This window comes from Mesorhizobium sp. M4A.F.Ca.ET.022.05.2.1 (assembly GCF_003998845.1).
Taxonomy (GTDB): domain Bacteria; phylum Pseudomonadota; class Alphaproteobacteria; order Rhizobiales; family Rhizobiaceae; genus Mesorhizobium.
In genome coordinates this window covers 1-7,343 of record NZ_RZOJ01000301.1, presented here as the reverse complement: position 1 = coordinate 7,343, position 7,343 = coordinate 1, and the positions used below count along the sequence as shown (strand labels likewise).

General features: G+C 64.7%; 10 protein-coding genes and 1 pseudogene. 3 read left to right on the top strand and 8 right to left on the bottom strand.

Annotated features, from left to right (window positions below; genetic code table 11):
• From EN745_RS25380 to EN745_RS25360, 5 genes are all read right to left on the bottom strand, one after another.
• The coding region (locus tag EN745_RS25380) for an amidase (RefSeq protein ID WP_245487828.1) at nucleotides 1-719 on the bottom strand (719 nt) is incomplete at its 3' end.
• A complete protein-coding gene (locus tag EN745_RS25375) occupies nucleotides 719-1,177 on the bottom strand; it encodes a GNAT family N-acetyltransferase (protein ID WP_126054682.1) in 459 nt (152 codons plus the stop codon). The genes EN745_RS25375 and EN745_RS25380, both read right to left, overlap by 1 nt.
• A 7-nt stretch (nucleotides 1,178-1,184) precedes the next feature.
• Complete coding sequence (gene gatC, locus EN745_RS25370; protein ID WP_126054683.1) at nucleotides 1,185-1,472, bottom strand: Asp-tRNA(Asn)/Glu-tRNA(Gln) amidotransferase subunit GatC; 288 nt, start codon at nucleotides 1,470-1,472, stop codon at nucleotides 1,185-1,187.
• 87 nt (nucleotides 1,473-1,559) lie between these two features.
• On the bottom strand, nucleotides 1,560-1,976 hold the full coding sequence (locus EN745_RS25365; RefSeq protein WP_127422530.1) for a hypothetical protein: 417 nt from the start codon (nucleotides 1,974-1,976) through the stop codon (nucleotides 1,560-1,562).
• 52 nt (nucleotides 1,977-2,028) lie between these two features.
• Nucleotides 2,029-2,736, bottom strand: coding sequence for a metal-dependent hydrolase (locus tag EN745_RS25360; RefSeq protein WP_126054685.1), 708 nt, complete (start codon nucleotides 2,734-2,736; stop codon nucleotides 2,029-2,031).
• Nucleotides 2,737-2,854: 118 nt separating this feature from the next.
• Here EN745_RS25360 and ruvX point away from each other — a divergent pair, with 118 nt between their 5' ends.
• The gene (gene ruvX / locus EN745_RS25355; protein WP_127422529.1) at nucleotides 2,855-3,346 is read left to right on the top strand and encodes a Holliday junction resolvase RuvX; all 492 of its coding nucleotides are present in this window, start codon (nucleotides 2,855-2,857) and stop codon (nucleotides 3,344-3,346) included.
• Here ruvX and EN745_RS25350 read toward each other — a convergent pair.
• From EN745_RS25350 to EN745_RS25340, 3 genes are all read right to left on the bottom strand, one after another.
• Complete coding sequence (locus EN745_RS25350; protein ID WP_126054687.1) at nucleotides 3,279-3,605, bottom strand: DUF6105 family protein; 327 nt, start codon at nucleotides 3,603-3,605, stop codon at nucleotides 3,279-3,281. The genes ruvX and EN745_RS25350 overlap by 68 nt on opposite strands.
• Complete coding sequence (locus EN745_RS25345) at nucleotides 3,605-4,165, bottom strand: hypothetical protein (RefSeq protein ID WP_127422531.1); 561 nt, start codon at nucleotides 4,163-4,165, stop codon at nucleotides 3,605-3,607. The genes EN745_RS25350 and EN745_RS25345 overlap by 1 nt, the downstream gene beginning before the upstream one ends.
• Before the next feature lie 153 nt (nucleotides 4,166-4,318).
• Nucleotides 4,319-5,947, bottom strand: a complete 1,629-nt coding sequence (locus EN745_RS25340) for a DNA alkylation response protein (RefSeq protein WP_126054688.1) — start codon at nucleotides 5,945-5,947, stop codon at nucleotides 4,319-4,321.
• Nucleotides 5,948-6,105: 158 nt separating this feature from the next.
• Here EN745_RS25340 and EN745_RS25335 point away from each other — a divergent pair, with 158 nt between their 5' ends.
• Together EN745_RS25335 and EN745_RS25330 are read left to right on the top strand one after the other, a co-directional pair.
• The gene (locus tag EN745_RS25335) at nucleotides 6,106-7,071 is read left to right on the top strand and encodes an aspartate carbamoyltransferase catalytic subunit (RefSeq protein ID WP_127422528.1); all 966 of its coding nucleotides are present in this window, start codon (nucleotides 6,106-6,108) and stop codon (nucleotides 7,069-7,071) included.
• Nucleotides 7,068-7,343: pseudogene (locus EN745_RS25330) on the top strand (dihydroorotase); the annotation flags it as partial. The gene EN745_RS25335 and the pseudogene EN745_RS25330, both read left to right, overlap by 4 nt.

The window sequence follows — 7,343 nt, the reverse complement described above, 5'->3', positions numbered from 1 at the left end:
TGGACGAGTTCGCCATGGGCTCGTCCAACTAGACCTCTTACTACGGCCCGGTCATCAATCCGTGGCGACGCTCGCGCCTCGATACGGTGGTGATGCCGACCACGCACCAGGGCGCCGGCGCAGAGGAAAGCCGAAACGGCCGAGGCCGATCCGCCGGACGAGCCGCCCGGCACGAGCTGGGCATTGTCCAGCGTGCGCTGGGTTTTCGCGCCGCCGGCCGAGACGAAGCCGCCGTCGCCCTGGTGCGTGGTCGGCATCACCACCGTATCGAGGCGCGAGCGTCGCCACGGATTGATGACCGGGCCGTAGTAAGAGGTCTCGTTGGACGAGCCCATGGCGAACTCGTCCATGTTGAGCTTGCCCAGCATGACGGCGCCGTCGGCCCACAGATTGGCGGTGACGGTTGATTCGTAGCGAGGCTCGAAACCGTCCAGCACGTGGCTGCAGGCCTGGGTATGGATGCCTTTGGTGCCGAACAGGTCCTTGATGCCGAGCGGAATGCCTTCCAGCGCGCCGCCCTCGCCCTTGGCGAGCTTGGCGTCGGAGGCCTTGGCCATGTCGCGCGCCTTGTCGCCGGTGACCGTGACATAGGCATTGAGCACCGGATTGGCGCGCTCGATCGCCTGCAGATAGGCCTCGGTGATCTCGGCGGCGGTGATCTCCTTGCCGCGCAGCCTGGCGCGGGCTTCGGAAATCGTCAGATGTGTCAGTTCGCTCATCAGGCAAGGCTCTTTTCGTAAAACACCGACCATTCGGAGTCGGGATAGTCCAGCACCGGGCCGCACCGCGAGAATCCGGCGCGTTCATAGACAGTCCAGGCGGCGGGGTGGCGGTCGCCGGTTTCCAGCACCAGGCGCGTCATCCCCTCGCTGCGTGCCAGCGCCTCGACCCGCTCGACAATGCTCGCGCCTATCTTCTGGCCACGATGCGAGGGCCTGGTGTACATGCGCTTGACCTCGCCGATGCCGCTGTCGTGGCGCTTCAGCGCGCCGCAGCCGACGGCGAGACCATTGTCGCGCGCGATGAAGACCGTCGTGTCCTTGCCGGCCATCTCCTCCACGGTCATGTGGTAGCAGTGCTCCGGCGGCGTCAGTTCGAGCAGCGTCACGTTGAGTTCCTCGACAAGGATGCGCACATCGTCCTGCAAGGCGGTCTCGACGGCGATCTCGATTGCCATCGGGCCTTTACTCCACCACCTTCGGGACGAGGAAGAAGTTCTCTTCGGTGGCCGGCGCGTTGGCGACGATGTCGGCGGGCTTATTGCCGTCGGTCACGATATCCAGGCGCTTCTTCATCTCCATCGGCGTCACCGAGGTCATCGGCTCGACGCCGGAAACGTCAACCTCGTTCAACTGCTCGACGAAGCCGAGGATGGCGTTCAGTTCGCCGGTCATGCGCTGGGCGTCCTCCTCGCTCACCGCAATGCGGGCAAGGTGCGCGACGCGCTTCACTGTCTGAAGATCAACGGACATTTTTGTTGCCTCGGGAAAACCAGCGCTATAGCGGCGCCGCGCGCGCCGCGCAACCTGCATCGCCGCGCGGATGGCTGAGATTTGGGCTTAAGGCAGCGCCACGCCTTCGCAGTGGAAGTAGCTGCCGCCATTCCCGGCCTGCTCGCTCTCGTCATCGACCGGCCGAACCGAGACAAGGTCGATCTGCTTCGGGCTCATTTGGGTGACCGACAGGACGTCGGGAAAGACGAAACCCGGCTCCTGGCAGATGGCGGTGACCGCCCAGCTCGGCGAGCGCGATGCCTTGGTGACCTGAAGGAACTCGCAATTGAATTCGATGCCCTCGAGTCCGCGGGCCGACAGGACGATGTTGCCTGCCTCGATCAAGTCCTGCAGCTTGCCCTTCTTGGCCTGCGCGCACAGTTCCTCCGATTGCAGGTAGACGCCGTCGATGAAGCCCTCGGCCGCCGGCGCGGGGGACGCGGCAACCAGCATCGAAACACAAAGTGTCTGCCTCAAAGCCATGATTTCATTCCATTTCCCCAATGAATAGTCCCGGCTCAGCGCGTCTCCGCGCCTATAACGTGATGGTTTGGCCGATCGCCGGCAAGGCCACATCGACGCCGGAGCCCTCCATGCCGGCGACGAACTTGTCGGCGGTCTGGTCGATGATCGGGAAGGTGCCGAAATGGCAGGGAACGACCGTGTCGAAGTTGAAGAAGCGCTGGCAGGCGAGCGCCGCCACCGCGCCGCCCATGGTGAAGCGGTCGCCGATCGGCACAAGGCCGATCTTCGGCTCATGCAGTTCGTTGATCAGCGCCATGTCTGAGAAGATGTCGGTGTCGCCCATATGGTAGAGCGTCTTGTCCTGCGGGAAATGCAGCACGAGGCCGCCGGGATTGCCGAGATAGGTGTTGGCGCCGCCCTCGCCGCCGAAGGACGAGGAGTGCAACGCTTGGACGAAGGTGGTGGTGAAGGCGCCGCAATCGACGGTGCCGCCGATATTGCCGGGATTGATCTTGCTGCCGCTGGCGCCCTGGCCGACCAGATACATGCAGATCTCGTAATTGGCGACCAGGACGGCGCCGCTCTTCTTCAGAATCTCCAGCGCGCCGCTGACGTGATCGTTGTGGCCATGGGTCAAGAGCACGTGCGTCACCCCTTCCGCCGGCCCTTCCCAGCCGCCCGTCCAGGACGGATTGCCGATCAGATAGGGGTCGATCAGGATATTGGCCCCTGCCGTCTCGACGCGGAACGCCGAATGTCCGTACCAGGTCAGTTTCATCAATGCCTTCCTCGATTTTTGCTGCGCCAGAGGATAGAACGCCTCCGGCAGAATTAAAGTGCCATCACATGCGGTGCGTCAAAAAGGGTGCGCCGCGCTTGAGGTCAGAGGAAAGCAGTTGGGCATCATATCGATCGAGGACTTGCCGGCACGTCTCCAAGGCGGCAGGACCTTGGCCGGGCTCGACCTCGGCGACAAGACGATCGGTGTGGCGGTCTCCGACCGGGGCCTCACTTTCGCTCATCCGCGGCCTGTCATCATGCGCAGGAAATTCTCGCTCGACGCGGCCCTGCTGCTCGCCCAGATGCAGAAGGACAATGTCGGCGCGATCGCGCTCGGCCTGCCCGTCAACATGGACGGGTCGGAAGGCCCGCGCGCCCAGAAATCGCGCGCTTTCGTGCGCAACATGGCGTCCCTGTCCGACCTGCCCTTCGTGCTCTGGGACGAAAGGTTGTCGACGGTCGCCGCGGAGCGGACGCTGATCGAGATGGATTTTTCGCGCAGGAAGCGCGCCGGCAAAATCGATTCGGCGGCGGCGGCCTTTATTCTGCAGGGAGTGCTGGATCGGCTCCAGTCACTTGAGGAACCGAACCCGACCAGCGATTCCTGACCCAGGCGGTGATGTTGCGGCGGCGGCGGAACGCCCACAGCGCCATCAGCAGGAAGCTGTCGAAGACGCAGGCTTTCGCCACCATGCCGGGAATCAAAGCGGGATCGATGCCCAGCATCTCGCCATAAAGCTGGAACACCAGGTCATGCAGCGGGCGGCTCAGCATCACGTAGCCGAAATTCATGTCGTTGAGAGACAGGAAGAACCAGCCCCAGAACAGGAGCAGCGGGGCAGCCCAGAGCGCGAACAGGGTACGCATCAGCGGCCATCCCTCGAATTAGCTTCCGGCCGGCCGGAAATACGTGACAGCAGCGAACTGTGCGCGGCGCCCCGTGCCATGACTTGGGCGGTCGCGCGGATTTCGTTGTCGGCCGCGAATGCCTCAGCCCGCGCCGAGCGCTGCTCGGCCAGCACCGCGACATAGGAAGCAAGCAGCGCCGTCAGTTGGACGGCGACGACCATGAACAGCCCGTCGATGCCTTGCGCCGCGCCGCCGACCAGAACCAGCGACAGCACGCCGGAGGCGGAAATGAAGGCGATGCGCGCGACACCATCCGTGGCGTCGGGATTTGCCGCTATGTTGAGCAGCGTTTCGACGAAGGCCCAGCAGAACAGCACCGCCACAACCAGCAGCGCGATCGACAGCGGCGCCACGACGGCGGCGTTTTCCAGGCCGGTGATGCGGCCGTTTTCCACCTCAAGGCCAAGCACGCCAAGGGCTGCCGCGACACCTCGATTGCCGTCGATGCAGATAAAGGCCAGCAGGGCGAAAACGATCGTCCAGTGCAAGGCCAGAAAAGAGGTCAATACATGCCGCATGGCGTTCCTGCTTTGCAGGGCAAGGAACGACATGGTTAACCAATCCTTGCTCCGACGGGAACAGTGGGCCTTGCGGGCCGCCGCCGCAATGGAAACCATTCGTTAAGGTTAACGCCTATCCACAGGTCGCGATAACTGACCTCACAGGTCCGCTCAGTTCACCGGCGGATAAAGCGTGTCGACGATCATGCGGGCGTCGTGGCGCGAATCGAGCATGCCATAGGTGTTGCGCCACTGGCCGGCGAGACGCGTCTCGACGAAGGCGTCTGCGATACGCCCTGCCCCCAACCGGCGAAGCTCGGCCGCCGCCGCCGACAGCGCCAGTTGCTCGGTGAGCAGGCGCGCCGAGCCCTCGTCGGTCGCCGCCACCTGCATGGCCGCCTTGAGCACGCCAATGGTGCCGCGGCCGCCTGCGCCGAGGTCGCGGTCGATGCCGGCCAGCACCTCCTCGAACAGGCCTGGCGCGCGGCCCAGCACGCGCAGCACGTCAAGCGCCATGACATTGCCGGAGCCTTCCCAGATCGCATTTACCGGAGCCTCGCGGTAGTAGCGGGCGAGCGGCGCCTCTTCGACATAGCCATTGCCGCCGAGGCATTCCATGGCTTCGTAGAGCAGCGGCGGCGCGATCTTGCAGACCCAGTATTTGACGACCGGCGTCATGGCGCGGGCGAAAGCCGCCTCGCCGCGATCGCTGGCCGCCTCGTCGAAAGAGCGCGCCAGACGAAACGACAGCGCGGTGGCGGCGGCAACGTCGAGCGCCATATCGGCAAGCACACGCTGCATCAGCGGCTGGTCAACCAGATTGGCGCCGAACACCTGTCGATGGCGGGCGTGGTGGACGGCTTCGGCCAGCCCTGCGCGCATGATCGCCGATGAGGCGACGGCGCAGTCGAGCCTGGTCAGCGTCACCATGTCCATGATCGTCTTGATGCCAGCGCCAGGCTCGCCAACCATCTCGCCGATGGCGTTGACGAACTCCACTTCCGAGGAGGCATTGGAGCGATTGCCAAGCTTGTCCTTCAGCCGCTGGAAGCGGAAACCGTTGCCGGAGCCGTCGCCAAGGATGCGCGGAACGAGGAAGCACGAAAGCCCTTCCGGCACCTGCCCGAGCACCAGGAAGGCGTCGGACATCGGCGCCGACATGAACCATTTGTGGCCGGTCAGGCGATAGAATCCGCTGCCCGCCCGCTCGGCCCTTGTCACGTTGGCGCGCACATCGGTGCCGCCCTGCTTCTCGGTCATGCCCATGCCGAGGGTGAGCCCGGTCTTTTCGACCGGTGGCTTCTGGCTCTGGTCGTATTTGCGGGTCGTTACGCGCGGCGCCCATTCGCGGAACAGTTTTGGGCTTGCCATCAGCGCCGCCAGCGAGGCGCTGGTCATGGTGATCGGGCAGAGGTGCCCGGTCTCCAACTCGGCGGTGATGTAGAAGCGCGCCGCCCTCACCTGATGACGGCGGCCGATCTCGGCGTCGCCGTTTTCCCAGACCGAGGAATGCAGTCCGTTGGCGACCGAGCGGCGCATCAGGGCGTGGTAGGCGGGATGGTACTCGACCAGATCGATGCGCCGGCCCTGGCGATCATGGGTTTTGAGCTTCGGCGTCTCGACATTGGCGAGGCGGGCCAGTTCCTGCGCTTCCTGCGTCAGCACGAAACGGCCGAGCCCGTCGAGGTCCTTGCGCACCGGTTCAGAAAAGCGCTCGGCAAGCTGGATCAGCAACGGATCGCCCCGCCAGGCGTTGCCGCCCGTCAGCGGCGGCGGCTGGTTCGTCACGTCGTCGGTCACGCCCTGTCCTTATCTTGCGAAAGCTACGAATCCGAAGCCTTCGGCGGGTTATAGCCCAAGCGTTGCCGCGCGCACGACGAAAATACCGGGGAGAAAGCCTGCAATCCAAAGCTGGTGCTTGCGGCTGGGGACACCGCACCCTATAGCAGCGCCTTGAGATGACCGACGCTTCGTCCTTGCCGCTCTACCCTCATCGCCATCTTCTGGGCATCCGCGAACTTTCCCCCGCCGATATCGAGCTGCTGCTCGACCGGGCGGACCGGGCCGTCGCGATCTCGCGGCAGCCGGAGAAGAAAACCTCGACGCTGCGCGGCCGCACCCAGATCAACCTGTTCTATGAGGCCTCGACCCGCACGCAGTCGTCGTTCGAACTGGCCGGCAAGCGGCTCGGCGCCGACGTCATGAACATGTCGGTGGCGAGTTCCTCAGTTAAGAAGGGCGAGACGCTGATCGACACGGCGATGACGCTCAACGCCATGCGGCCGGACATCTTGATCATCCGTCACCAGTCGGCGGGTGCGGCAGCACTCCTGGCGCAGAAGGTCGGCTGCTCCGTCGTCAATGCCGGCGACGGCGCGCATGAGCATCCTACGCAGGCGCTGCTTGACGCCCTGACCATCCGCCGCGCCAAGGGGCCGCTGTCGAAGCTGATCGTGGCGATCTGCGGCGACATCCTGCATTCGCGCGTCGCCCGCTCCAACATCATGCTGCTCAATGCGCTCGGTGCCCAGGTGCGCGTCGTCGCGCCCTCGACGCTGCTGCCCTCGGGCATCGACAGGATGGGCGTCATCGTCGCCCGCTCGATGGCCGAAGGCCTCAAGGACGCCGATGTCGTGATGATGCTGCGCCTGCAGCGCGAGCGCATGGAAGGCGCTTTCGTGCCGTCGATTCGTGAGTATTTCCGCTATTTCGGCCTCGATGCCGAGAAGCTCAAGGCGGCCAAGGACGATGCGCTGGTCATGCATCCCGGCCCGATGAATCGCGGCGTCGAGATTGCGTCCGAAATCGCCGACGGGCCGCAGAGCGTCATCCAGGAACAGGTGGAGATGGGCGTCGCCGTGCGCATGGCGGTAATGGAAGCGTTGCTCGATCCGCGCCGCAACCATGAGGGGCGCGGCGCATGACGACAACGGTCTTCAGCAAGGCGCATATCGTCGATCCCTCGCGCGGCATCGACGAGGTCGGCACGGTCATCGTCGAGGGCAGGAAGATTGTCGCCGCCGGCAAGGCGGCGCTGAACCAGGGTGTGCCGGAAGGCGCGACTGTCATCGACTGCGCGGGAAAGACCCTCATTCCAGGTTTGATCGATAGCCGCGTCTTCATCGGCGAGCCCGGCGGCGAGCATCGCGAGACTATTGCCTCGGCGAGTGTGGCGGCAGCGGCGGGCGGGGGCACC

Bases quoted from the DNA above. Each gene is read 5' to 3' on its own strand.
- EN745_RS25350 (WP_126054687.1), bottom strand. From the start codon at position 3,605: ATGCGTACCCTGTTCGCGCTCTGGGCTGCCCCGCTGCTCCTGTTCTGG.
- EN745_RS25345 (WP_127422531.1), bottom strand. From the start codon at position 4,165: ATGCGGCATGTATTGACCTCTTTTCTGGCCTTGCACTGGACGATCGTT.
- gatC (WP_126054683.1), bottom strand. From the start codon at position 1,472: ATGTCCGTTGATCTTCAGACAGTGAAGCGCGTCGCGCACCTTGCCCGC.
- EN745_RS25375 (WP_126054682.1), bottom strand. From the start codon at position 1,177: ATGGCAATCGAGATCGCCGTCGAGACCGCCTTGCAGGACGATGTGCGC.
- EN745_RS25360 (WP_126054685.1), bottom strand. From the start codon at position 2,736: ATGAAACTGACCTGGTACGGACATTCGGCGTTCCGCGTCGAGACGGCA.
- EN745_RS25335 (WP_127422528.1), top strand. From the start codon at position 6,106: ATGACCGACGCTTCGTCCTTGCCGCTCTACCCTCATCGCCATCTTCTG.
- EN745_RS25365 (WP_127422530.1), bottom strand. From the start codon at position 1,976: ATGGCTTTGAGGCAGACACTTTGTGTTTCGATGCTGGTTGCCGCGTCC.